This window comes from Streptomyces sp. Edi4, from assembly GCF_040253615.1.
Classification (GTDB): Bacteria; Actinomycetota; Actinomycetes; order Streptomycetales; family Streptomycetaceae; genus Streptomyces.
Window position 1 is genome coordinate 1,718,137 of record NZ_JBEJGY010000004.1, and the last position, 23,479, is coordinate 1,741,615.

The following is a 23,479-nucleotide window of genomic DNA, read 5'->3' on the forward strand; positions in this document are numbered from 1 at the left end:
GTTCTCAAACAACGACCAACCACCCATCACCCCACCAGAACCTGGTGAGTGCACTGGGGCCGGCACTTGAAGGCAGCCTTTCGGCCGTACCTTCAGATACCCAACAGCGTGCCCGGCCCTCCCCATCGCCCCGTGTCGCGTTCCACGCTCCGAAGAGCAGTACTAGCGGCCCGAGTCGACCGGAAGTGCCGAATAGTCAACGTTCCACCCATGAGCTGACCGTGCAGAACATGCGTCTGCAATCGGTACTGTGCTCCTTAGAAAGGAGGTGATCCAGCCGCACCTTCCGGTACGGCTACCTTGTTACGACTTCGTCCCAATCGCCAGTCCCACCTTCGACAGCTCCCTCCCACAAGGGGTTGGGCCACCGGCTTCGGGTGTTACCGACTTTCGTGACGTGACGGGCGGTGTGTACAAGGCCCGGGAACGTATTCACCGCAGCAATGCTGATCTGCGATTACTAGCAACTCCGACTTCATGGGGTCGAGTTGCAGACCCCAATCCGAACTGAGACCGGCTTTTTGAGATTCGCTCCGCCTCACGGCATCGCAGCTCTTTGTACCGGCCATTGTAGCACGTGTGCAGCCCAAGACATAAGGGGCATGATGACTTGACGTCGTCCCCACCTTCCTCCGAGTTGACCCCGGCAGTCTCCTGTGAGTCCCCATCACCCCGAAGGGCATGCTGGCAACACAGAACAAGGGTTGCGCTCGTTGCGGGACTTAACCCAACATCTCACGACACGAGCTGACGACAGCCATGCACCACCTGTATACCGACCACAAGGGGGCGACTATCTCTAGCCGTTTCCGGTATATGTCAAGCCTTGGTAAGGTTCTTCGCGTTGCGTCGAATTAAGCCACATGCTCCGCTGCTTGTGCGGGCCCCCGTCAATTCCTTTGAGTTTTAGCCTTGCGGCCGTACTCCCCAGGCGGGGAACTTAATGCGTTAGCTGCGGCACCGACGACGTGGAATGTCGCCAACACCTAGTTCCCAACGTTTACGGCGTGGACTACCAGGGTATCTAATCCTGTTCGCTCCCCACGCTTTCGCTCCTCAGCGTCAGTAATGGCCCAGAGATCCGCCTTCGCCACCGGTGTTCCTCCTGATATCTGCGCATTTCACCGCTACACCAGGAATTCCGATCTCCCCTACCACACTCTAGCTAGCCCGTATCGAATGCAGACCCGGGGTTAAGCCCCGGGCTTTCACATCCGACGTGACAAGCCGCCTACGAGCTCTTTACGCCCAATAATTCCGGACAACGCTTGCGCCCTACGTATTACCGCGGCTGCTGGCACGTAGTTAGCCGGCGCTTCTTCTGCAGGTACCGTCACTTTCGCTTCTTCCCTGCTGAAAGAGGTTTACAACCCGAAGGCCGTCATCCCTCACGCGGCGTCGCTGCATCAGGCTTTCGCCCATTGTGCAATATTCCCCACTGCTGCCTCCCGTAGGAGTCTGGGCCGTGTCTCAGTCCCAGTGTGGCCGGTCGCCCTCTCAGGCCGGCTACCCGTCGTCGCCTTGGTAGGCCATCACCCCACCAACAAGCTGATAGGCCGCGGGCTCATCCTTCACCGCCGGAGCTTTTAACCCCTCAAGATGCCCTGAGGAGTGTTATCCGGTATTAGACCCCGTTTCCAGGGCTTGTCCCAGAGTGAAGGGCAGATTGCCCACGTGTTACTCACCCGTTCGCCACTAATCCACCCCGAAGGGCTTCATCGTTCGACTTGCATGTGTTAAGCACGCCGCCAGCGTTCGTCCTGAGCCAGGATCAAACTCTCCATGAATGATTACCCGTAATCGGGTGCACACATCACGTAAGAGCGGGACGGAACCACCGGAATAAGGCGGCCCGTCCACAGCGTCCTCGCTGTGTAATTGCCTGACGACCACGAGGGCCGGCAGGACTTTTCAAAGGAACCTCGTCCCACCGAAGTGGAGACGGGGTTGTCAATCTGGCGTTGACTTTTGGCACGCTGTTGAGTTCTCAAGGAACGGACGCTTCCTTTGTACTCACCCTCTCGGGCTTTCCTCCGGGCGCTTCCCTTCGGTATTTCGTGTTTCCGACTCTATCAGACTCTTTCGTGTCCGATTCCCCGTCGAATTGGGGTTCGCTTCGAGTTCTTCGCTTTCGCGTTTCCCTCTTGGCGTGTCCACTACTTTAGCGGGTTTCCCCGGTCCTTCATAATCGAGTCATTCGCGTACGAATTTCGGCACGCCGAAATGCACACCCGTTGAGGTTCGATCGAAGGTAGTGGATGGCCGCTCGGGGATGCTGAACAGCAGGGCCCGTGTCAAGCGGCTCGGGCTACGTTAGGCGCCCCTTGAGGCCGAGTCAAGTTCGGCGCTTGCGGGGCTGGTGGGCCCGGTAGGGGCTCACCGTGGGGTCGTCGGAGATCCAGAAGCGCCACGGGTGCGGGGCTCCGTCGCCGCCCACCCCGGTGCGCGGGCCACTGCGCACCTGGTCGGGCGCGGGAGGCGTACCCGTGAGGATGGACAGGGGGGACTCGGGGCCCGCGCAGACGTCCTCGCCGTTCAGGGCGCGGCCGACGTCGAGTGCCGTGGCCAGGCGTGCCGGGCCTTTGGCCAGTTCCCTGTCGTGGCGGGCCGAGAGTCGACGAGGCCGGGCCAGGTCGGAGCCCACCAGGACCTCGCCCGCCCTGAGCAGTACACCGCTCGCCTGTCCTTCGGGGCCGCACACCAGGTTGAGGCAGTGCCACATGCCGTAGGTGAAGTAGACGTACGCGTGTCCGGGCGGGCCGAACATCACGTCGTTGCGGGCCGTGCGGCCGCGGAAGGCGTGCGAGCCCGGGTCGTTGGGGCCGTCGTACGCCTCCACCTCCGTGAGCCGGACCTCCAGGGGCCCGTGCGGAGTGAGGCGTACCAGCGTGCGGCCCAGGAGGTCCGGGGCGACTTCGAGGACAGGGCGGTCGAAGAAGTCCCGGGGAAGTGGCGTACGTTCGGTGGCCGTGATCATGCCGTACGAGCGTACTTGACGGCCGAAGGGAACCGGAGGTCGTCGTCACGCGTTCGTAGGGTCCAGATCGAACGGATGCAGGGGAAGGACTGGCATGGGGTTCAAGCGGCTGCTGGCGAGCCTGGGGGCGGGCGGGGCGTCGGTGGAGACCGAGCTCACCGAGACCCATGTGGTGCCGGGCGGCGTCGTCCAGGGTGAGGTCCGGATCCAGGGCGGGTCGGTCGACCAGCACATCGAGGGCCTTTCCGTGGGTTTGCAGGCCCGGGTCGAGGTCGAGGGCGGTGAGCACGAGCACAAGCAGGACATCGAGTTCACCAGGGCCCGCCTCGGCGGGGCCTTCGAGGTGCGGGCCGGGGCCGTGCACGTGGTGCCGTTCGGGCTCGAGATCCCGTGGGAGACGCCCGTGACGGCCATCGACGGACAGCAGCTGCGGGGCATGCACATCGGTGTGACGACGGAGCTGGCGATCGCCCGCGCGCTCGACTCCGGTGATCTCGACCCGATCCAGGTGCATCCGCTCCCCGCCCAGCAGGCGATCCTCGACGCGTTCATCCAGCTCGGGTTCCGCTTCAAGAGCGCGGACATGGAGAAGGGGCACATCCGCGGGACCCGGCAACGGCTGCCCTTCTACCAGGAGATCGAGTTCTACGCGCCGGCGCAGTACCGGGGTCTGAACCAGGTGGAGCTGACGTTCGTCGCGGACGACCGCGAGATGGACGTGATCCTGGAGATGGACAAGAAGCCGGGCCTGTTCACCGAGGGCGGCGACTCCTACCGCTCCTTCCAGGTGGGGCTGCGCGACTTCCAGGGGACGGACTGGGCGGCGTACCTCAACCAGTGGCTGGCCGAGGTCGGCGGGCGGCGCGACTGGTTCCAGGGGCGGACCCCCTAGGCTCGGTCGTGCCAGTTGACGCAAGTGACGCGATTCAGGAGGTGCCGACGTGAGCGAGCTCAAGAGGCCGCCGCTTCCCCATGACTTCCATCCCGAGGTGCCGTCGTTCACGGTGGTGAGCGAGGACGTCGAACCGGGTGCCCCGCTCAAGGACGCCCAGGTGTACGCGGCCGGCAACACCTCGCCGCAGCTGCGGTGGGAGGGGTTCCCCTCGGGGACGAAGAGCTTCGCCGTCACGTGCTTCGATCCGGACGCGCCCACGGGCAGCGGGTTCTGGCACTGGTCGGTGTTCGACATCCCGGCGTCGGTGACGGAGCTGCCGGCCGGGGCGGGCAGCGGGAAGTTCGAGGGTCTGCCGTCCGGCGCCGTGCAGGTGCGCAACGACTACGGGACGAAGGACTTCGGCGGCGCGGCGCCACCGGCCGGTGAGACGCACCGGTATGTGTTCACGGTGTACGCGGTCGACACCGAGAAGCTGGGCCCCGGCGCGGAGGCGTCGCCCGCTGCGGTCGGCTTCAATCTGCGCTTCCACACGCTGGGGCGCGCGCAGCTCATCGGTCAGTACACGGCGCCCGCCGAGAGCTGATCGTTCGTTTTCCGTTTGCCCTGCCCTGGTCCTGGAGAGATCAAGGCAGGGCATTTTTTCTGTTGTCGGGGCCGGACGGTCGCTCGGCCGGGCACGGAATATTGCGTTGTCCATCGTGGCGAGCCCGGCCAGAGTTGATCCAAGCCCGCCAGGGAGTGGGCCGGCACTACGGAGGTGGGCACGATGAGGGACACGCTGGTACTGAACGCGAGCTTCGAGCCACTGTCGACGGTGACGCTCAACCGTGCCGTGGTGCTGGTCCTCCAGGACAAGGCCGTCGTCGAACAGTCCCACCCCGGTCTGCGGGTGCGGGCGGCGGCCGTCGATCTTCCGGTGCCCCGGGTGATCCGGCTGTGCAGATACGTACGGGTGCCCTTCCGAAGACACGCGCCGTGGTCGAGACGGGGGGTCCTGATCAGGGACCAGCACCGGTGTGCGTACTGCGGGCGGCGCGCGACGACCGTGGACCACGTGGTGCCACGGGCGCAGGGCGGCCGGGACGTGTGGCTGAACACGGTGGCGTCCTGCGCCGAGGACAATCACCGTAAGGCGGACCGGACGCCGGAGGAGGCGGGGATGCCGCTGCTGCGCCAGCCGTTCGTGCCGTCGCCGGCCGATGCGATGCTGCTCGCGATGGCGGCCGGTGACCGCTCGGAGCTGCCCGAGTGGCTGGCGACGGGCGCCGCGCCCGCGGCCTGAACCGCGGGGTCGACGATCGCTCCTCTCCCCCGGCCAACGCCCTTTATTTCAGGGTCAGTTGGAGGATCGCGACGATACCGACGGCGATGATCACCCCACGCAGCACGGCGGGCTTGAGTCGGCGGCCGACCTTGGCGCCGATCTGCCCTCCTATGGTCGCGCCGACGGCGATGAGCAGCACGGCGGTCCAGTTGAACTCGGCGACGAAGAGGAAGAAGACGGCCGCGATGCCGTTGACCACGGCGCCGAGGACGTTCTTGACGGCGTTGACGCGCTGAAGACTGTCGTGCAGGAGCAGGCCCATCAAGGAGAGGTACAGAACGCCCTGGGCGGCGCCGAAGTAGCCGCCGTACATGCTGGCGAGGAAGAGGCCGACGAGCAGGGCGACGCCGCCTTCGGGGTGGGCCTCGGTGCCGCTGGCCTCGCGGCGCCGCGCGATGACGGCGGCCAGGCGCGGCTGGAACAGTACGAGCACGAGGGCGATGCCGACCAGGACGGGGACGATCGCGTCGAACGACGAGGACGGCAGGGCGAGCAGCAGGATCGCGCCGGCCAGGCCGCCGAGGAGGGCGGCGCCGGCCAGGCGCAGTACGCGCCGGGTCTGGCCGCGCAGTTCGTGGCGGTAGCCGATGGCGCCGCTGATGGAGCCAGGCACCAGGCCGAGGGAGTTGGAGACGTTGGCGGTGATCGGTGGCAGGCCGGTCGCCAGGAGCACGGGGAAGGTGATCAGCGTGCCGGATCCGACGATCGTGTTGATGGTGCCCGCGCCGATACCGGCCGCGAAGACCGCGAGTGCTTCCCAGATGGACAAGGCCATCTCCTTAGGCATTCAGTGAGTCGCCTCCCCGCCATGGAGGTCGAGGGGCCGCACTGATCATGCATGAAGGGTGCCCGGGGCCGTCAACAGCCCTTGCCCCGGGACCGGTTCACTCGACGCTGGGTGTTTCGCGGCGCTCGGCGTTGGCGCCGTTCCCGCCGTTGCCGGTGTTGAAGCCCGGCATGCCGCCGCCGAGGTTGCCGAAGGCGCCGGAGAGGCCCTTGAGGGCGTCGCCGATCTCGCTGGGCACGATCCAGAGCTTGTTGGCGTCGCCCTCGGCGATCTTCGGGAGCATCTGGAGGTACTGGTAGGAGAGCAGCTTCTGGTCGGGGTCGCCCGCGTGGATCGCCTCGAAGACCGTGCGGACGGCCTGGGCCTCGCCCTCGGCGCGCAGGGCCGCCGCCTTGGCCTCACCTTCGGCGCGCAGGATCGCGGACTGCTTCTCACCCTCGGCGCGCAGGATCTCCGACTGCCGTACACCTTCGGCCTGGAGGATCGCGGCGCGCTTGTCACGGTCGGCGCGCATCTGCTTCTCCATCGAGTCCTGGATGGAGGTGGGCGGCTCGATCGCCTTGAGCTCGACGCGGTTGACGCGGATGCCCCACTTGCCGGTCGCTTCGTCGAGGACGCCGCGCAGGGCCGCGTTGATCTCCTCGCGGGAGGTCAGGGTCCGCTCCAGGTCCATGCCGCCGATGATGTTGCGGAGCGTGGTGACGGTGAGCTGTTCGATCGCCTGGATGTAGCTGGCGACTTCGTAGGTGGCGGCCCGGGCGTCGGTCACCTGGTAGTAGATGACGGTGTCGATGTTGACCACCAGGTTGTCCTGGGTGATCACCGGCTGGGGCGGGAAGGGCACGACCTGTTCGCGCAGGTCGATGCGGTTGCGGATCGAGTCGATGAACGGGACGACGATGTTCAGGCCCGCGTTCAGCGTCCGGGTGTAGCGGCCGAAGCGCTCCACGATGGCGGCGCTGGCCTGTGGGATGACCTGGATGGTCTTGATCAGGGCGATGAAGACCAGCACCACCAGGATGATCAGGACGATGATGATCGGTTGCATCGCGTACCCCGTGCCCTTCTTGCTCTCGGATGGCCCTGGAAACATTGGGAGTTGCCGGGCCCGATGATCCTGGCATGGTTCACATGACGATGGCAGTGGCTCCGTCGATCTCGACCACGTCGACCTGCCGGCCGGCCTCGAACACCTCGTCGGGGCCCAGTGCGCGGGCCGACCAGACCTCCCCCGCGAGTTTGATCCGGCCGCCCTCGGCGTCCACCCGTTCCAGGACGAGGGCCTGCCGGCCCTTCAACGCGTCGGTGCCGGTGGCCAGTTGGGGCCGTTCGTCGCGGTGGCGGGCGGCGATGGGGCGTACGACGGCGATGAGCGCGACCGAGACGGCCACGAAGAGCAGCACCTGCGCGACGCCGCCGAGACCGAGGGCCGCGCCGATGGCGGCGGCGATCGCCCCGGCCGCCATCATGCCGAATTCGGGCATGGCGGTCAGGACCAGGGGGATGCCCAGACCCGCCGCGGCCACCAGCCACCAGACCCATGCCTCGATGTCCACCAGGTCATGGTAGGTGGGCGCGCCCCCTCACCGACAGTGCGCCCGGTCAGCCGAGCGGGAGGCCCGTGGCGGTGTAGCGGTCGCCGCGGTGCTCGACGAGCAGCGGGAGGCCGAAGCAGAGGGAGAGGTTGCGGGAGGTGAGCTCGGTCTCCATGGGGCCGGCGGCGAGCACCTTGCCCTGGCGGATCATCAGGACGTGGGTGAAGCCCGGGGCGATCTCCTCGACGTGGTGCGTGACCATGATCATCGAGGGGGCGTACGGGTCGCGGGCGAGCCGGCCGAGGCGGCGGACCAGGTCCTCGCGGCCGCCGAGGTCGAGGCCTGCGGCGGGCTCGTCCAGGAGCAGGAGCTCGGGGTCGGTCATCATGGCGCGGGCGATCAGGGTGCGCTTGCGCTCGCCCTCGGAGAGCGTGCCGAACTTGCGGTCCAGGAAGTCGGTCATGCCGAGCCGGTCGAGGAAGGCGCGGGCGCGGTCCTCGTCGACGGCGTCGTACTGCTCCTGCCAGGTGGCGGTCATGCCGTACGCGGCGGTGAGCACCGTCTGGAGCACGGTCTGGCGCTTGGGGAGCTTGTCTGCCATGGCCACTCCGGCCATGCCGATGCGCGGGCGCAGCTCGAAGACGTCGACCTTGCCGAGCTGTTCGCCGAGGATCCTGGCGGTGCCGGTGCTCGGGAAGAGGTAGCTGGAGGCGATGTTGAGGAGGGTGGTCTTGCCGGCGCCGTTGGGGCCGAGGATCACCCAGCGCTCGCCCTCCTTGACCGACCAGGAGACGTCGTCCACCAGAGCGCGTCCGTCGCGGACCACGGATACGTCCACCAGCTCCAGTACATCGCTCATGAGCGCGTTGTCTCCCCATGCCATCGTCTTGTGTTCGCGAGTGCGGTGCGGGGCGCGCCGGTGGGCGCGGTCCCCAGGGAAAACCTACGCCACTGGGGAAGTGATCCTGCCTCTAGGTCCGGTCGTGCGGTTTCTCTAGGCTTGTGGTCATGTTCTCGGAACCACGTTCAGGTCGGCTGGCCGCTTGGGGAAATGCCCTGTTGGCCGGAAATGTCTCGCCGGACGACGCGGCGCTCGCCATCGTCGGGGACGACGCGGTGCACCGCGTCGAGGGGCTGCCCGGCGAGTCCGCTCCCGTGGGGCTCACGCTGGCGCTCGGGCGGCTGCGTGCGCTCGGGGTCAGCGGCTGGCGGGTCGCGCTGCCGGTGGCGGGGCATCCGCTGGGGCTGAGCGGCCCCCCGGAGTTCAATGCCCGGGCGCTCGCGGCCGAGGAGGCGGTGGTGGGGTTCGGGGCTCCCTATGGTCTGGTCCCCGAGGTGTACGAGGCCGGGCCCGCCGGGGACGTGCACACGGAGGTCGTCTGGCACTGCCTCGCGGTGCGCGCGGCGCCGCCCGCGGACGTGCCCTCGCTCGGGGAGGCGGAGCGGGAGCTGGCGGAGGCGCTGCGGGAGGCGACGTTGACGCTGACGCGGCTCGACGTCGCGGGGTCGGGTCCTGCGGCCTCGGCGGCGATCGACGCGTACCGGGCGCGGGCCGAGGGGCCCGACGAGGACGTTCTCGCGCCCGGGTATCCGCCGCGCGCGGTGCGGGTCCTTGAGCTGGCCCGGCGGGTCGGTCTGCTGGTCGCGCTCGCGTACGAGAACGGGCACGGGGGTGCGGTGAGCGCGTCGGAGATCGCCGCGCGGGGGGAGGCGCTGCGGCCGGTGGAGCGGGTGGCCCGGCGGGCGCGGGTCGCGGCGTACAACGCGTACGTCGAAGAACGCCACCGGGGCTGACCCCCAACGCCCGTCCTCAATCTCCCCCAAGGCCTTAAAGGCCAGGGGGGACCCCCATGACGGGCTGAGTTTGCCGGTGCGGGCCAGCGCCTGCCCCACCCAGGGGCGCGGGGAACTGCGCGAGAAGCGACCACGACCCGCAGCCGGGGTCCCTGGGGCTCCGCCCCGGACCCCGTGTCACGCCTGAAGGGCGCTCGTCCTCAAACGCCGGACAGGCTGGGGATGCCTGTGCTGGCCAGGGCCGAGTGGTCAGGGGCGCGGGGAACTGCGCGAGGAGCGACCACAACCCGCAAGCCAGGGCTCCTGGGGCTCCGCCCCGGACCCCGTGTCACGCCTGAAGGGCGCTCGTCCTCAAACGCCGGACAGGCTGAAGATGCCCGTACGGGCCAGCGCCGAGCAGCTGGGGGCGCGGGGAACTGCGACCAGCCACCCACGACCCGCAGCGAGGGCCCCTGGGGCTCCGCCCCGGACCCCGTGTCGCGAAACGCCGGACGGGCTGAGGGTGCCGGTGCGGGCCCCCACCGACGCCGCCAGGGGCGCGGGGAACTGCGCGAGGAGCGGCCACGGCCCGCACCGCCCGAGGCCCCCGGGGTGGGGCCGGGGGCCGGGGCGGGCGACGGGGGTCAGAAGTTGGCGCTCTGGTTGCCGAAGACCGGGTTCAGGAGACCAACCACGTTGACCGTGTTACCGGTGGCGTTCACCGGTACATGCACCGGCACCTGGACCAGGTTGCCGGAGACGACGCCCGGGGAGCGCTCGGTCTTGCCCTCGGCCTGGGCCCCGCCGTGGGCGGAGGCGGCGCCGGTCGCCGCGGCGAGGGCGCCGCCGGCGAGCACGGTGACGGCGAGAGCCTTGTTGAACTTCATGGTGTGGATCCTCCTGGTCGTCGCCGCGACCAACCGCCGCGGCATGCCATGGAGAACGCCCGCCGCCCGCGAGGGATGCGCCATGCGGGTGACATTTACACGACGGTATGAATCTCGCACCGGATCCTGACGTTCCGCTTCCTCCCCCGTGAACATCCCGTACAGGCCCAATCAGCCGGCCGCACCGTGCCGTACCGCCCACAGCGCGGCCTGGGTGCGGTCCGCGAGGTCCAGCTTCATCAGGATGTTCGAGACGTGCGTCTTGACGGTCTTCTCGGACAGCACGAGATGGCGCGCGATCTCGCGGTTGGAGCGGCCGTCGGCGATCAGCGCCAGCACCTCCTTCTCCCGCTCGGTCAGCGTCGTGCCGCGCCCGGTGCCGCCGCTCGCGTCGTCCTGGCTGAGCAGCGCGCCCGCGACCTCGGGCTGGAGCAGCACGTGCCCGGCGTGCACCGAGCGGATCGCTCCGGCCAGCGCGTCCGGATCGACGTCCTTGTATACGTACCCACACGCACCCGCGCGCAGGGCGGGAACCACGGTGCGCTGCTCGGTGAAGCTGGTGACGATGAGGACCCGGGCCGGGTTGGCGAGTTCGCGCAGCTTGCGCAGCGCCTCGATGCCGTCCATGCCCGGCATCTTCACGTCCATCAGGACGACGTCCGGCCTCAGCTGCTCGGCGCGGGCCACGCCCTCGGCGCCGTCGGACGCCTCGCCCACCACTTCTATGTCGTCCTGCACTTCGAGGAACGTACGCAGGCCCCGGCGGACCACCTGATGGTCGTCCACGATCAGGACCCTGATCACCTTGTCAGCCACCGGGGACCTCCATCTCGATCGTGGCGCCCGCGCCGGGAGCCGAACGCACGGTGAGCCTGCCGCCGACACCGCCGGCCCGGTGCCGCATGGAGACGAGCCCGAGGTGGCGCCCGGCGCGGCGGACCCGGCTGGGCTCGAAGCCCCGGCCGTTGTCGGTGACCCGCAGGACGGCGCCCGCCCCCTTGCGCTCCAGGACGACATCGACCCGGCCCGCGCCCGAGTGGCGCAGCGCGTTGTGCAGAGCCTCCTGGGCGACCCGCAGCAGCGCCTCCTCCTGGGAGGGCGGCAGGGCGCGCACCCCGAGGTTGTCGAAGGTGACGCGGGCCGCGTGCGCGCGGTCGAGGACCTGGATCTGGGTGCGCAGGGTGTGCACCAGGCCGTCTTCCTCCAGGGCGGCCGGCCTCAACTCCACCACGGCGGCGCGCAGTTCGTCGGCGGCCTCGGCCGCGAGCGCGGTGACCTGCTGGAGCTCGCCCTTGGCGCGGGCCGGGTCGCGGTCGACCAGTGCGGCGGCCGCCTGGGCGGTGAGGCGCAGCGAGAAGAGTTTCTGGCTGACCGCGTCGTGCAGCTCGTGGGCGAGCCGGGAGCGCTCCTCGGCGATGGTCAGCTCGCGGCTGCGCTCGTACAGGCGGGCATTGGTGAGGGCGATCGCGGCGTGCTGGGCGAGCAGGCGCAGCAGTTCCTCGTCCCGTTCGGTGAAGCCGCAGCCGCTCTCCGGGTCGCGGCCGCCCTCGGGGTCGCGGCCCCGCTTGTTGGCGAGGAAGAGGGCGCCCAGCGTCTCCTCACCGTCGCGGATCGGCATGCCGAGGAAGTCGGACATGTCGGGGTGGGCGGCGGGCCAGCCCTCGAAGCGCGGGTCCTCGCGGACATCCGCCAGGCGCTCGGCTTTCTCTTCGTGGAGCATCGCGGCCAGGATGCCGTGCTGGCGCGGCAGCGGCCCGATCGCGCGCCACTGCTCGTCGCTGACGCCGTCCACCACGAACTGCGCGAAGCCGCCGTGGTCGTCGGGGACGCCGAGCGCCGCGTACCGCGCGTCGAGCAGTTCACGGGCGGAGGCGGTGATCGTCTTGAGGACGTCCCTGACTTCCAGGTGCCGGCTCATGGCGAGCAGGGCGGTGCTCACGGCGGCGAGTCCCGCGCTGGGCGACGGGCTCTGCCCTGGTCCGGCGGGGTGCGCGGGGCGGGGACTGCTCATGTGGTCACCGTACCGGCGGGGTATGACAGCGCACCTCGGTCCCTGGACGGCCGTGGCTGGGCCGCGCGACCTAGGCCGAAGGGCCCTGCGGGGCGGGTCCCGGCGACCCGACGCGGTAGCGGTGCGGCGGGGCGGCTCGGGACGGTCCATGCCGGTGACGGCGGCTCCGACGTCCGGCGGCCGCTCGTCGCCCGGTCGAGACCGGGCGACGAGGGGACGTCCACGACCCGGCGCCGGGCGGGCTCTGCCCGGGGTACGAGTTCGGCGGCGTCCCTCCCGTCCTCGCGGATGACAACCCTCACGCTACGCATTGCTTCAGCAACTTTTCGTGATTCCGTTTGCCCTCCGATGTGAGCCCGCACATAGGACGCACATCACTTACGAAGCCGTTTAGTGGACAAATAAAGGTGGTGTGAGCCGCGTACGCGCGGGTATGAGGCAGCTTTCGCGGTGCCCTGATCCACTACCCGGCTTCGTAAGTGGCACCTTTGCCTCCAGTTTTTGCGGCCGCTAACAATGGCTCCCGTCGCACAGCGCTGCGGCCCAACCGCCGCGGCGCTTCATCGCGCCGTCCCCGCCATTCGGAAGAGGTCCCACCACCATGCCCGAGTCCAGCAACCTTGGTCATAGTCGTCTCAACCAGACGCACAAGATCTCGATTGCCGGTGTAGCCGCCCTCGGCGCCGCCGCTCTCGCCCTCTCGGTCTTCCCCGGGACGGGTCAGTCGAGCGACGCCGCAGCTGCCGAGCCCGCCGCCTTCATGGCGACCGTCGCCAGCACCAAGACGGTCTCGGAGAGCATCTCCAAGCAGCAGGTGACCGCGGACAAGCAGGCCAAGGCCGACGAGGCCGCCAAGGCCAAGGCCGCTGCCAAGGCCAAGGCCGACGCCGAGGCGAAGAAGCGTGACGAGGCCGCCGCGGCCAGCCGCTCCGCCGCCCGCAAGCCGGTCTACGCCAACAACCTCGACGGCTGGATCCGCCAGTCCCTCGACATCATGAAGAGCAAGGGCATCCCCGGCACCTACGAGGGACTGCACCGCAACATCATGCGCGAGTCGACCGGCAACCCGATGGCCATCAACGGCTGGGACATCAACGCCATCAACGGCGTCCCGTCCAAGGGGCTGCTCCAGGTCATCCAGCCGACCTTCAACGCCTACCACGTGCCCGGCACGTCGTGGAACATCTACGACCCGGTCGCCAACATCACCGCGGCCGCCAACTACGCGGCCGACAAGTACGGCTCGATGGACAACGTGAACAGCGCCTACTGAGTGACGCAGGACGGCACACGCGACGCCGAAGGGCGGCACCCCGTGCGGGGTGCCGCCCTTCGGCGTGCGGGCTGATCGTGCCCAGGGCGCTGCCGTTACTTGCGCATGACCTCCGGCTCGTGGCGGCGCAGCAGACGCGCGACCACGAAGCCGAGGACGATGCCGATGGCGAGCAGCACCGAGATGTCGACGCACCACTGGGCGACGCTGTGCTTCCACAGCGGGTCCAGGTTGGTCGGGTCGCTCTGGTCCATCGGCCCCATCAGGTGGGAGAGGTCGAGGGTGGTGCCGACGCCCGCGATGGCCCAGCGGGACGGCATCAGCCAGGCGAACTGCTCAAGGCCGACCGAGTCGTACACCTTGAAGAGGATGCCGGTGAACACGACCTGCACGATGGCGAACATGACCAGGAGCGGCATTGTCTTCTCGGAGGTCTTCACCAGCGCGGAGATGATCAGGCCGAACATCATCGAGGTGAAGCCGAGCGCGATCACGACCAGACACATCTCGACCGCGGGCGGCATCACCAGGCCCTCGGCGGGCAGCTTGCGCGTGGAGAAGCCGATGACGCAGAGGATCACGCCCTGGAAAGCGGTGATGACCCCGAGCACCAGGATCTTGGACATCAGGTACGCCGAGCGGGAGAGGCCGGTGGCCCGCTCCCGTTCGTAGATGACCCGTTCCTTGATCAGTTCTCGTACGGAGTTGGCCGCGCCCGAGAAGCACATGCCGACCGTGAGGATCAGCATGATCGTGCCGGCGTCCCCGTTGAACCGGGACGGCGGCGTCGGCGGCGCGAGCCCGAACTTCGCCGGGATGACGACGCTGACCGAGCCGATCACCGCGGGCAGGGCCACCGAAAGGGCGAGGAAGCCCTTGTCGGACGCGATGACCGAGACATAGCGGCGCATCAGCGTCCACAACTGGGAGATCCAGCCCTGGGGCTTGGGCGGCTTCATCGACTGGGCCGGCGGCATCTGCGCCGACTGCGGGGCGACGGCGTCGATGTCCGCGGCGTACATCTGGTAGTGCTGCGAGCCCTTCCAGCGGCCCGCCCAGTCGTAGTCACGGTAGCTCTCGAAGGCGGAGAAGACATCGGCCCAGGTGCTGTAGCCGAAGAAGTTCAGCGCCTCCTCGGGCGGGCCGAAGTACGCCACCGAGCCGCCCGGCGCCATCACGAGCAGCTTGTCGCAGATGGCTAGCTCGGCCACGGAGTGGGTCACCACCAGGACGGTGCGGCCGTCGTCGGCGAGGCCGCGAAGGAGCTGCATGACGTCGCGGTCCATGCCCGGGTCGAGGCCCGATGTGGGCTCGTCCAGGAAGATCAGCGACGGCTTGGTCAGCAGTTCCAGGGCCACCGAGACGCGCTTGCGCTGGCCGCCGGAGAGCGAGGTGACCTTCTTCTCCTTGTGGATGTCCAGCTTCAGCTCGCGCAGCACCTCGTCGATGCGCTGCTGGCGCTCGTTCTCGGTGGTGTCGGCGGGGAAGCGCAGCTTGGCCGCGTACTTCAGCGCCTTCTTGACGGTCAGCTCCTTGTGCAGGATGTCGTCCTGCGGGACCAGACCGATGCGCTGGCGCAGCTCGGCGAACTGCTTGTAGAGGTTGCGGTTGTCGTAGAGGACGTCGCCCTTGTTGGCGGGCCGGTAGCCGGTGAGCGCCTTGAGCAGGGTCGACTTTCCCGAACCCGAGGGGCCGATGACCGCGATGAGGGACTTCTCGGGGACGCCGAAGGAGACGTCCTTCAGGATGTCCTTGCCGCCGTCGACCGTGACGGTCAGGCCGCGCGCGGAGAAGGAGACGTCACCGGTGTCGACGAACTCCTCGAGCCGGTCGCCGACGATGCGGAAGGTGGAGTGGCCGACGCCGACGATGTCCTGCGGGCCGAGCAGGACGCTGCCGCCCTTGGCGATCGGCTGGCCGTTGACGTAGGTGCCGTTGTGCGAGCCGAGGTCGCGGATCTCCATGCGGCCGTCGGGCGTCGCGTGGAACTCGGCGTGGTGGCGCGAGACCTGGAGGTCGGAGACGACCAGCTCGTTCTCGAGCGCACGGCCGATGCGCATGACACGGCCGAGCGCGACCTGGTGGAACGTGGTCGGGCTGCGGTCCCCGTAGACCGCCGGGGCTCCGGCCGGGCCGCCGCCCTGCTGCGGGAACTGCTGCTGGGGCGGCTGCTGGTGCTGCGGCCAGGCCTGCTGCGGAACCTGCGCCTGCTGGGGCTGCTGCGCCCAGCCGCCCTGCTGGGGTGGGGCCTGCTGGGGCCCCGGGTGGGCGGGGGCCGCCTGCGCCTGCTGGGCGGGGGCGGGCTGTGCGTAGGCGGCAGCGGCGGCGCCGGACAGGTTCAGCCTGGGTCCGTCGGTCGCGTTGCCGAGGTGGACCAGGGACCCGGGGCCGATGTCCATCTGGTGGATGCGCTGGCCCCGCACATAGGTGCCATTGGTGGATCCGTGGTCCTCGATGACCCAACCGCTGCCGCTCCAGCTGATCGTGGCGTGCCGCCACGAGACTCTGGCGTCGTCCACGACGAGGTCACCCTGCGGATCACGTCCCAGGGTGTACGACCTGGACGGATCGAGCGTCCAGGTGCTGCCATTCAATTCCAGTACGAGTTCCGGCACTCCAGCCCCACTTGTCGTCCCCCGAAAGACCTCCGCGCCGGAGGCCCGTTACTCCCGACGCCGGGAGTCTAGGGATGGTGAACATCGTGGGGAACTATTTCAGGCCCGGGCTCGTATCCGAAACCCGGGCCGTGTGAATGACGTGCACAGACCGGGCACAGTCCCGTCGCGTTCCTGCAACAGGGCCCTGCCAAAAAGGGCTCTTCGCATCAAGCGGCGCAAGTCGCCCCGGAGGCGCAGGCGGGCCCGGCGCCCCGGTCGCGCCGCCGCGCGCGGCCACGACCGGACGGTGGGGCCGTCGGTTTCAGGCCACGCCCGGTCCGGTGCGGGGCCGTTGGAGGGGGCGCTGTCCGCAGGGCGGGACGGCGTGCGGGAGGCGCGGCGCGGCCGGATACGGTGGAGGCACCATGACGCCATCGCCCCTGCCCCCCGCCGGCCTGCCTCCCGCCGGCCAGTCGTCCGCCGGTCAGAGCTCTGACGTACCGACCCTCCTCGTCAAGATCTTCGGCAAGGACCGCCCTGGCATCACCGCCGGGCTCTTCGACACCCTCGCCGCCTACGCCGTCGATGTCGTGGACATCGAGCAGGTCGTCTCCCGTGGCCGCCTCGTCCTGTGCGCGCTCGTCACCGAGCCGACCGTGGCCTCCCCCGGTGAGCTGCGCGCGACCGTGCACAGCTGGGCCGAGTCGCTGAAGCTGGAAGCCGAGATCATCTCCGGCATCGGTGACAACAGGCCGCGCGGCAGCGGCCGTTCGCACGTCACGGTGCTCGGCCACCCGCTGACCGCCGAGTCCACGGCGGCCATAGCGGCCCGCATCGCCGGCACCGGCGGCAACATCGACCGCATCTTCCGGCTCGCCAAGTACCCCGTCACCGCCGTGGAGTTCGCCGTGTCGGGCGTGGCGACCGCGACGCTGCGCACCGCCCTTGCGACCGAGGCCAAGGCCCGCGGCGTGGACGTGGCGGTCGTCTCGGCGGGGCTGCACCGGCGGGCCCAGCGCCTCGTGGTGATGGACGTGGACTCCACGCTGATCCAGGACGAGGTGATCGAGCTCTTCGCGGCACACGCCGGCTGCGAGGACGAGGTCGCCGAGGTGACGGCCGCCGCGATGCGCGGCGAGCTGGACTTCGAGCAGTCCCTGCACGCCCGGGTCGCGCTGCTGCGGGGCCTTGACGTCTCGGTGGTGGACAAGGTGCGCGCGGAGGTCCGGCTCACCCCGGGTGCGCGCACCCTGGTCCGTACGCTCAAGGCGCTCGGGTATCAAGTGGGCGTGGTTTCGGGCGGGTTCACCCAGATCACCGACGCGCTCAAGGACGAGCTGGGGCTGGACTTCGCCTCGGCCAACACCCTGGAGATCGAGAACGGCACGCTCACCGGGCGGGTCACCGGCGAGATCGTGGACCGGGCAGGCAAGGCGCGGCTGCTGCGGGAGTTCGCCGCCGAGGCCGGGGTGCCGCTGGCCCAGACCGTGGCAATCGGCGACGGCGCCAACGACCTGGACATGCTGAACGCGGCGGGTCTCGGTGTCGCCTTCAACGCCAAGCCGGTGGTGCGGGAGGCCGCGCACACCGCGGTCAACGTGCCCTTCCTCGACACCGTCCTGTATCTGCTCGGCATCACCCGCGAAGAGGTCGAGGCCGCCGACGGCGTCCTGGACTGAGGGACCGCCGCGCGGGAACACCGAAGGCCCCGGCGTGCGCCGGGGCCTTCGGTGTGGAGCGGTCGGGCCGGGGTTCAGGCGTGCGGCGCCCAGAAGTCGACGAGCCTTGCCGTCCCGTGCTCGACGGACTTCCAGGGGCCCTCGAAGGCCAGCACGGCGAAGGCGGCGGTCGGGAAGCCGCTGCGGTTCATCCGCGCCAGGGTGTCGCCGTCGGCCGAGCCGGCGAGCGCGTCGGCCATCGCGTGCGTCCCGGGGTTGTGCCCGATGAGCACCAGGTCCCCGACCTCGTCGGAGACCTCGTTGACCAGCGCGATCAACTCGCCGAGCGAGGCTTCGTACATCCGGTCCTCGTACACCGTCCGGGGGCGCTGGGCGAGCTCCGGCACGACGAGCTTCCAGGTCTCGCGGGTCCTGACCGCGGTGGAGCAGAGGGCGAGGTCGAACTCGATGCCCTTCTCGGCGAGGCGCCGGCCGACGACGGGTCCGTCCGCCCGGCCCCGCTCGGCGAGCGGCCGTTCGTGGTCGGGCACGTCGGGCCAGTCGGCCTTGGCGTGCCGGAGGAGGACGATCCTGTGCGGTGTGTCGGCGCTCATGCTCTCCAGCTTCGCATGGATCCAGTCGGTGGGCGCAGGGGTGCGAGGGCCGCGCTGGGGCGTCCGCGCCCGGGGCGGCGCGGGGGTGTGCGGGTCAGCGCGCGAGGGCCTGCTGGAGGCGGTCGACGAGGTGGGTGAGGGTCGCGTCGCCGGTCACCGCGTGGGCGTCGCCCGATCCGAAGACGAGGGCCAGCAGCGCGAAGAACGCGATCGCGGGCAGCACCATGCCCCACCACGGCAGCTTGAAGTCGACGCCACCGGCGCCCGGTTGGGGGGACCTGGGGTGGGTGTGCGCCGACATGACCGCCTCCGTGCGTTCCGTCTTCGAGTGCCGCGGGCGAACGGGCCGTTCGCCGCACTTCAGAAGGTACGGATCCACGGAGGGCCGGCCCATCCGGTGACCCACCCACTTCACCCTGACCCTGGCCCCCTAGGGGACGCGGGGGCTACCCCCACCCCGGCCGGCGCGGGACGGCGGGGTGTGACAATCCGGACGGGCCGGACGAATCAGGCGGGCCTGACGGGCCGGACCGGTCAGGCGTGGTCGGACGGTCAGGGGGAGGCGATGGTGGCGATGATGGCGACGACGACCGTGACGGCGAGCATCGCGCCGAGCACGAGCAGCAGCTTCTTGTGGCTGTCCTGCGGATTGGGTTCGAGCACTGGCATGCGGTCAGTGTCGCATCCCGGTTTGGCCCGCTATCGCCGGGCCCCGGCCTCGTCCTCGATCGTACGGTCGCGTCCGGCGAGGACGCCCACGACGAGCTGCGGCACCATGAGCCCGGCCATCAGGGCGATGGGCAGGTCCCAGCCGCCGGTGCGGTCGTGCAGGACGCCGACCAGGAGCGGGCCCGGGATGGAGAGCAGATAGCCCACGCACTGGGCGAAGGCGGACAGGCGCACCACGCCCGCGTGGCTGCGCGAGCGCTTGCTGATCATCGTGAGGGCCAGCGGGAAGGCGCAGTTGGAGATGCCGAGGAGCAGCGCCCACGCCCAGGCGCCCGAGGCCGGCGCGAAGTAGAGGCCCGCGTAGCCGGCCAGACCGCACGTGCCGAGCGCGATGACGATGGGGCCCTGGCTGCGCAGCCGGTTGACGAGCCAGGGGATGACGAAGCCGAGCGGCACGCCCATGACCATCGTGAGGGAGAGCAGCAGCCCCGCCGTGCCGGCCGAGACGCCCGCGTCACGGAAGATCGTCGGCATCCAGCCCATGGTGATGTAGGCGCCGGTGGCCTGGAGGCCGAAGAAGCAGGCCAGTGCCCAGGCGGTGGCGCTGCGGGTGATGCGCGGTGCGGGCCCCGCCTCGTCCTGGACGCCGGGCGCCGGGTCCATGTGTCCCGAGCGGTCGCGCGTCAGCGGGATCCAGGCGGCGACGGCCACGACGGCCAGCAGCGCCCAGACGCCGAGCCCCTGGCGCCAGCTGCCGCCCAGGGCGTCGGTCACGGGGACGGTGGTGACGGCGGCCAGCGAGGTGCCGGCGGCCAGCGCCATCGAGTAGAGGCCGGTCATGGAGCCGACGCGGTCGGGGAAGTACCGCTTGACGATCACCGGCATCAGGACGTTGCTGACGGCTATGCCCATCAGGGCGAGCGCGCTGGCCGCCAGGAAGGTGACGGTGCCGCCGGCGAAGGGGCGAAGGAGCAGTCCCGCCGTGATGGCGGTCATGCCGGCGAAGACCACGGCGCCGGGTCCGAAGCGGCGGGCCAGGCGCGGCGCCATGATGCCGAAGACGGCGAAGCAGAACGCGGGCACGGACGTCAGGACGCCCGCGATGCCGCCGCTCATGTGCAGGCCGCCGGTGACCTCCTTCATCAGCGAGCCGAGGCTCGTGATGGCGGGGCGCAGGTTGACGGCGGCGAGTACGAGCGCGAGCGGCACGAGCCAGCGCGTCCACGACGGCGTCCGGCCCGGGGCGGCCGGGTGCTCCGATGGGGCGGCGGGCGCGGTGGGCGCGGGGCGCAGGGTGGCGGTCTCTTCGTCGGACATGGTGCCATCATAGAATCATGGGATGATTGGTTGTCCAATCCCGCGCGGTACCGTTTCGCCCCAGCCGCACACCGTCCGCCGTCCATCCACCCCGGCCCGACCCGGGGACCGACCCACCCCTCACTCGGACAGGAGCACCATGACACTCAGCTCGCCCCGGCGGTCCGCCCTCGTCGACCAGGTGATCGCCCAGCTGCGCAACCAGATCACCTCGGGCGAGTGGGCGGTCGGGTCGCGGATCCCGACCGAGCCGGAGCTGGTCGAGCAGCTGGGGGTGGCGCGCAACACCGTCCGCGAGGGCGTCCGGGCGCTGGCGCACAACGGCCTGCTCGACATCCGGCAGGGCTCGGGCACCTATGTGGTGGCCACGAGCGAGCTGGCCGGGGTGATGCAGCGCCGCTTCGCCGACGCCGATCCGCGCCATGTGGCCGAGCTGCGCTCCACGCTGGAGTCGTCGGCGGCCGCCCTCGCCGCCGACCGGCGTACCGAGCGCGAGCTGGGACAGCTGGACACGCTGCTCGAACGGCGCGAGCAGGCCTGGGCCGCCGGTGACCGCGAGGCCTTCATCACGGCGGACGCCACGCTCCACCTCGCGGTCGTGGCCGCTTCGCACAATGACGTCCTGACCGAGCTGTACGCGGATCTCGGCCATCTGCTGCGCGACTGGCTGCGCGACGACGTGGCGTTCGACATGACGCCGGAGCACCACATGGACCACGGGCGCATGGTCGACGCGATCCGGCGCGGCGACGCGGACACCGCCGCGTCCGAGGCGGCGTCCCACGCCTTCATCTGCCTGCCGGAACGGCTCGCGGGCCGCTGAGCTGCGCCCTGAACGCCAGGGAGGGGGCCGGGACCCGCGCGCCGTCGCGCCGGCCGTACAGTCCCCGCTCAGGTCACCTTCTCGTGCGTCACCCACACCGCGCGCACGGACTTCCAGCACCGGTCGGTGAGCCGCACGGTCCCGCCGGGCCCGACCTCCACCGGCGCCGCGTCCGCGTCCAGGTCCCACCACATCGCGCAGTCCGTGTGCAGGCGCACCCGGTCGGCGTCCGGATAGGGATTGTGGCAGTACACCACGGCGTGCGAGCCCCGCACGGTGGTCCGGCACGCCGCGCCGAACGGCTCGGGCGGCGCCACCGGCGCGGCCTCGGGGGCGGTGGCCGCGCGCACCACCGACGGCGCGGCGAGACCGGCCGCCGCGGCGAGCAGCAGGAAGAGCACGGCCAGGGCCCGGCGCTGTCCGACACGCAGCGGGTGCACGTCCCCACCTCCTCCCCGGCCGGCCGTCCGGCGGGTCCGTTTCGCCCAGTCTGCGGGGAAGTGGCGGCGCACGCACGGCGGCCGCCCGCCGGAAGGGTCCGGGGGGCGGCCGCCGTGGTGCGTTCGGGTGGGTGCTAGGGGGTGTCTGGTGGATCAGGGTCGGTCAGGGTGCGGCGTCTGGTGCGGTGCATCGCAAGGCGCCGGAGCGTCTTGATAGCGGAGCTATCGGGGCGATTCGGCAACGCCGCGAGGTGCCGTGCCAGACGCCGCACCCCCGGCCATGGTCCATCAGACACCCCCTAGGCGCCCATCATGTGCACGCCGCCGTCCACGTGGATGATCTCGCCGGTGGTCTTCGGGAAGAAGTCCGAGAGCAGCGCGACGATGCCGCGGCCGGCCGGCTCCGGGTCGGCCATGTTCCACTCCAGCGGGGAGCGGCTGTTCCAGACCTCCGCCAGGTCCGCGAAGCCCGGGATGGACTTGGCGGCCATCGAGCCGATCGGCCCGGCCGAGATCAGGTTGCAGCGGAAGTTCTCCTTGCCGAGGTCGCGGGCGAGGTAACGCGAGGTCGCCTCGAGCGCGGCCTTGGCCGGGCCCATCCAGTCGTACTTCGGCCAGGCGAACTGGGCGTCGAAGGTGAGACCGACGACGGAGCCGCCGTTCGGCATCAGCGGACGGCAGGCCATGGTGAGCGATTTGAGGGAGTACGCCGAGACGTGCATCGCGGTCGAGACGTCCTCGAAGCTGGCCTCCAGGAAGTTGAAGGCGCCCTGCGGGGCGAAGCCGATCGAGTGGACGATGCCGTCCAGGCCGCCCAGCTCGTCCTTGACCAGACCCGCGAGACGGTCCAGGTGCTCCTGGTTGGTCACGTCCAGCTCGATGACCTTGGCCGGCTTGGGGAGCTTCTTGGCGATGCGCTCGGTCAGGGTGGGCCTGGGGAACGCGGTGAGGATGATCTCCGCGCCCTGCTCCTGCGCGACCTTGGCCGCGTGGAAGGCGATGGAGGACTCCATCAGCACACCCGTGATGAGGATGCGCTTGCCGTCGAGAATTCCGCTCATGTGATCAGTGACCCATGCCCAATCCGCCGTCAACGGGGATGACGGCTCCAGTGATGTACGAGGCGTCGTCGGAGGCGAGGAACCTCACCGCGGCGGCGATCTCCTCGGGCTGCGCGTAGCGGCCCAGCGGCACCTGGGAGACGATGCCGGAGCGCTGCTCGTCGGTGAGCACCTTGGTCATGTCGGTGTCGACGAAACCGGGCGCGACGACGTTGAACGTGATGTTCCGGGAGCCGAGCTCACGCGCGAGCGACCGGGCGAAGCCCACCAGCCCCGCCTTGGAGGCGGCGTAGTTGGCCTGGCCCGGCGAGCCGTACAGACCCACGACCGAGGAGATCAGCACCACGCGGCCCTTCTTGGCGCGCAGCATGGCACGGTTGGCGCGCTTGACCACACGGAAGGTGCCGGTGAGGTTGGTGTCGAGCACCGAGGTGAAGTCGTCCTCGGACATCCGCATCAGGAGCTGGTCCTTGGTGATGCCCGCGTTGGCGACCAGGACCTCGACGGGACCGTGCTTGTCCTCGATCTCCTTGTAGGCCTGCTCCACCTGCTCGGTGTCGGTGATGTCGCACTTGACGGCCAGACAGCCCAGCTCGGCCAGCGCGGCCGGCGGCTCTCCGGAGCGGTACGTGATCGCGACCTTGTCGCCGCTCTCGGCAAAAGCGCGGGCGATGGCGAGGCCGATGCCCCGGTTACCTCCGGTGACGAGAACCGAGCGGCTCAACGGATCACCCTTTCGATAGGCGGATTCGTACGCACGCAAAACTATCGGTACCGCCCCGGTTACGAGGAATCGAGCCCTGACAGCGGCACGCTACGAGCGCTGTGGGGTCCCTAC

At 69.8% G+C, this 23,479-nt stretch carries 23 protein-coding genes and 1 rRNA gene; 7 read left to right on the forward strand and 17 right to left on the reverse strand.

Going from position 1 to position 23,479, the window contains the following annotated elements:
* Positions 1-261: 261 nt before the first annotated feature.
* Positions 262-1,787, reverse strand: a 16S ribosomal RNA gene (locus ABR738_RS09835).
* Between the two features lie 548 nt (positions 1,788-2,335).
* Positions 2,336-2,977: a DNA-3-methyladenine glycosylase gene (locus ABR738_RS09840; RefSeq protein WP_350229586.1), complete on the reverse strand. Its 642-nt coding sequence runs from the start codon at positions 2,975-2,977 to the stop codon at positions 2,336-2,338.
* Positions 2,978-3,071: 94 nt separating this feature from the next.
* On the opposite strand from ABR738_RS09840, the gene ABR738_RS09845 reads away from it, so the two are divergent.
* From ABR738_RS09845 to ABR738_RS09855, 3 genes are all read left to right on the forward strand, one after another.
* Positions 3,072-3,869, forward strand: a complete 798-nt coding sequence (locus tag ABR738_RS09845) for a sporulation protein (protein ID WP_350229587.1) — start codon at positions 3,072-3,074, stop codon at positions 3,867-3,869.
* A gap of 49 nt (positions 3,870-3,918) precedes the next feature.
* Positions 3,919-4,455 carry a YbhB/YbcL family Raf kinase inhibitor-like protein gene (locus tag ABR738_RS09850; RefSeq protein ID WP_350229588.1) on the forward strand — a complete coding sequence of 179 codons (537 nt, stop codon included), beginning with the start codon at positions 3,919-3,921 and terminating at the stop codon, positions 4,453-4,455.
* A 183-nt stretch (positions 4,456-4,638) separates the two neighbouring features.
* Positions 4,639-5,154 (forward strand): HNH endonuclease, encoded by a 516-nt coding sequence (locus tag ABR738_RS09855; RefSeq protein WP_350229589.1) that lies wholly within the window; start codon positions 4,639-4,641, stop codon positions 5,152-5,154.
* Positions 5,155-5,197: 43 nt separating this feature from the next.
* Here the strand turns inward: ABR738_RS09855 and ABR738_RS09860 are convergent, their stop codons facing one another.
* The 4 genes from ABR738_RS09860 to ABR738_RS09875 form a co-directional block, all read right to left on the reverse strand.
* Positions 5,198-5,971, reverse strand: a complete 774-nt coding sequence (locus tag ABR738_RS09860; RefSeq protein WP_350229590.1) for a sulfite exporter TauE/SafE family protein — start codon at positions 5,969-5,971, stop codon at positions 5,198-5,200.
* A 109-nt stretch (positions 5,972-6,080) separates the two neighbouring features.
* Positions 6,081-7,031 (reverse strand): SPFH domain-containing protein, encoded by a 951-nt coding sequence (locus ABR738_RS09865; protein ID WP_350229591.1) that lies wholly within the window; start codon positions 7,029-7,031, stop codon positions 6,081-6,083.
* Positions 7,032-7,110: 79 nt separating this feature from the next.
* A complete protein-coding gene (locus tag ABR738_RS09870; RefSeq protein WP_350234504.1) occupies positions 7,111-7,542 on the reverse strand; it encodes an NfeD family protein in 432 nt (143 codons plus the stop codon).
* Between the two features lie 43 nt (positions 7,543-7,585).
* The gene (locus ABR738_RS09875; RefSeq protein ID WP_350229592.1) at positions 7,586-8,377 is read right to left on the reverse strand and encodes an ABC transporter ATP-binding protein; all 792 of its coding nucleotides are present in this window, start codon (positions 8,375-8,377) and stop codon (positions 7,586-7,588) included.
* A gap of 149 nt (positions 8,378-8,526) precedes the next feature.
* Here ABR738_RS09875 and ABR738_RS09880 point away from each other — a divergent pair, with 149 nt between their 5' ends.
* Positions 8,527-9,312, forward strand: coding sequence for an Rv1486c family protein (locus ABR738_RS09880; protein ID WP_350229593.1), 786 nt, complete (start codon positions 8,527-8,529; stop codon positions 9,310-9,312).
* A gap of 623 nt (positions 9,313-9,935) precedes the next feature.
* Here the strand turns inward: ABR738_RS09880 and ABR738_RS09885 are convergent.
* The 3 genes from ABR738_RS09885 to ABR738_RS09895 all read right to left on the reverse strand — a co-directional run bounded on the left by ABR738_RS09885 (position 9,936) and on the right by ABR738_RS09895 (position 12,189).
* Positions 9,936-10,178 (reverse strand): chaplin, encoded by a 243-nt coding sequence (locus ABR738_RS09885; protein ID WP_350229594.1) that lies wholly within the window; start codon positions 10,176-10,178, stop codon positions 9,936-9,938.
* 171 nt (positions 10,179-10,349) lie between these two features.
* Entirely contained in the window at positions 10,350-10,994 is a 645-nt protein-coding gene (locus tag ABR738_RS09890; RefSeq protein ID WP_350229595.1) for a response regulator, read from the reverse strand.
* On the reverse strand, positions 10,987-12,189 hold the full coding sequence (locus tag ABR738_RS09895; protein ID WP_350229596.1) for a GAF domain-containing sensor histidine kinase: 1,203 nt from the start codon (positions 12,187-12,189) through the stop codon (positions 10,987-10,989). Before ABR738_RS09895 ends, ABR738_RS09890 begins: the two co-directional genes overlap by 8 nt.
* Positions 12,190-12,790: 601 nt before the next feature.
* Here ABR738_RS09895 and ABR738_RS09900 point away from each other — a divergent pair.
* Positions 12,791-13,462 carry a transglycosylase SLT domain-containing protein gene (locus tag ABR738_RS09900; RefSeq protein ID WP_350229597.1) on the forward strand — a complete coding sequence of 224 codons (672 nt, stop codon included), beginning with the start codon at positions 12,791-12,793 and terminating at the stop codon, positions 13,460-13,462.
* A 95-nt stretch (positions 13,463-13,557) separates the two neighbouring features.
* Here ABR738_RS09900 and ABR738_RS09905 read toward each other — a convergent pair whose 3' ends face one another.
* A complete protein-coding gene (locus ABR738_RS09905; RefSeq protein ID WP_350229598.1) occupies positions 13,558-16,077 on the reverse strand; it encodes an ABC transporter ATP-binding protein/permease in 2,520 nt (839 codons plus the stop codon).
* Positions 16,078-16,484: 407 nt separating this feature from the next.
* Between ABR738_RS09905 and serB the strand changes: the two genes are divergently transcribed.
* Positions 16,485-17,738: a phosphoserine phosphatase SerB gene (serB, locus tag ABR738_RS09910; protein ID WP_350229599.1), complete on the forward strand. Its 1,254-nt coding sequence runs from the start codon at positions 16,485-16,487 to the stop codon at positions 17,736-17,738.
* A 74-nt stretch (positions 17,739-17,812) separates the two neighbouring features.
* Here serB and ABR738_RS09915 read toward each other — a convergent pair whose 3' ends face one another.
* The 4 genes from ABR738_RS09915 to ABR738_RS09930 all read right to left on the reverse strand — a co-directional run bounded on the left by ABR738_RS09915 (position 17,813) and on the right by ABR738_RS09930 (position 20,317).
* Positions 17,813-18,331: a SixA phosphatase family protein gene (locus ABR738_RS09915; RefSeq protein WP_350229600.1), complete on the reverse strand. Its 519-nt coding sequence runs from the start codon at positions 18,329-18,331 to the stop codon at positions 17,813-17,815.
* Positions 18,332-18,425: 94 nt separating this feature from the next.
* A complete protein-coding gene (locus tag ABR738_RS09920) occupies positions 18,426-18,632 on the reverse strand; it encodes a hypothetical protein (protein WP_350229601.1) in 207 nt (68 codons plus the stop codon).
* A 251-nt stretch (positions 18,633-18,883) separates the two neighbouring features.
* Positions 18,884-19,000, reverse strand: a complete 117-nt coding sequence (locus ABR738_RS09925; protein WP_350229602.1) for an SGM_5486 family transporter-associated protein — start codon at positions 18,998-19,000, stop codon at positions 18,884-18,886.
* 30 nt (positions 19,001-19,030) lie between these two features.
* Entirely contained in the window at positions 19,031-20,317 is a 1,287-nt protein-coding gene (locus ABR738_RS09930) for a CynX/NimT family MFS transporter (RefSeq protein ID WP_350229603.1), read from the reverse strand.
* Positions 20,318-20,456: 139 nt separating this feature from the next.
* Between ABR738_RS09930 and ABR738_RS09935 the strand changes: the two genes are divergently transcribed.
* On the forward strand, positions 20,457-21,140 hold the full coding sequence (locus ABR738_RS09935; protein WP_350229604.1) for a FadR/GntR family transcriptional regulator: 684 nt from the start codon (positions 20,457-20,459) through the stop codon (positions 21,138-21,140).
* A gap of 68 nt (positions 21,141-21,208) precedes the next feature.
* Here the strand turns inward: ABR738_RS09935 and ABR738_RS09940 are convergent, their stop codons facing one another.
* The 3 genes from ABR738_RS09940 to fabG form a co-directional block, all read right to left on the reverse strand.
* On the reverse strand, positions 21,209-21,580 hold the full coding sequence (locus tag ABR738_RS09940; protein ID WP_502964061.1) for a hypothetical protein: 372 nt from the start codon (positions 21,578-21,580) through the stop codon (positions 21,209-21,211).
* 299 nt (positions 21,581-21,879) lie between these two features.
* Complete coding sequence (gene fabI / locus ABR738_RS09945; RefSeq protein WP_350229605.1) at positions 21,880-22,641, reverse strand: enoyl-ACP reductase FabI; 762 nt, start codon at positions 22,639-22,641, stop codon at positions 21,880-21,882.
* Positions 22,642-22,645: 4 nt separating this feature from the next.
* Positions 22,646-23,365: a 3-oxoacyl-[acyl-carrier-protein] reductase gene (gene fabG / locus ABR738_RS09950; protein ID WP_350229606.1), complete on the reverse strand. Its 720-nt coding sequence runs from the start codon at positions 23,363-23,365 to the stop codon at positions 22,646-22,648.
* Positions 23,366-23,479 lie beyond the last annotated feature (114 nt).